This is a genomic window from Methylobacterium sp. C33D, from assembly GCF_053345825.1.
The window spans coordinates 1-391 of record NZ_JBKFAV010000139.1 but is presented as its reverse complement, the minus strand read 5'-3'; the positions used below and the strand labels follow the sequence as shown (position 1 = coordinate 391).

At 71.1% G+C, this 391-nt stretch carries 1 protein-coding gene; it reads right to left on the bottom strand.

From position 1 onward, the window contains the following. Positions 1–391: DNA topoisomerase (locus tag ACLBXO_RS31750; protein WP_447687918.1), on the bottom strand; the 391-nt coding region annotated here is incomplete at both ends.

The following is a 391-nucleotide window of genomic DNA, read 5'->3' as shown; positions in this document are numbered from 1 at the left end:
GTCGCGCTGATCCGCTCGCGGGTGAGCGGGTCACCGGCCTTCATGGGCGGCAGGCGGCGGCTCTCCTCGTCCTCCTCGTCGTCCTTGCCCTCCTGGTAGAGGGTCAGGGAGCCGTCGAACTTCACCACCTGGCCGGTGGCGCGCAGGTCGATGGTCCGCGGCCCGACCTTGGCGGTGACGTCCACGGTGGTCCGCTCAAGCTCGGCCGATTCCATCTGGCTCGCCATGGTGCGGGTCCAGATCAGCTCGTAGAGCCGGGCCTGCTCGGGCTCGAGGTGGCGCGCCACCGTCTTGGGCAGGCGGCCCATGTCGGTGGGGCGCCCCGCCTCGTGGGCCTCCTGGGCGTTCTTGGCCTTGACGCTGTACTTGCGCGGCACGTCCGGCACGTAGC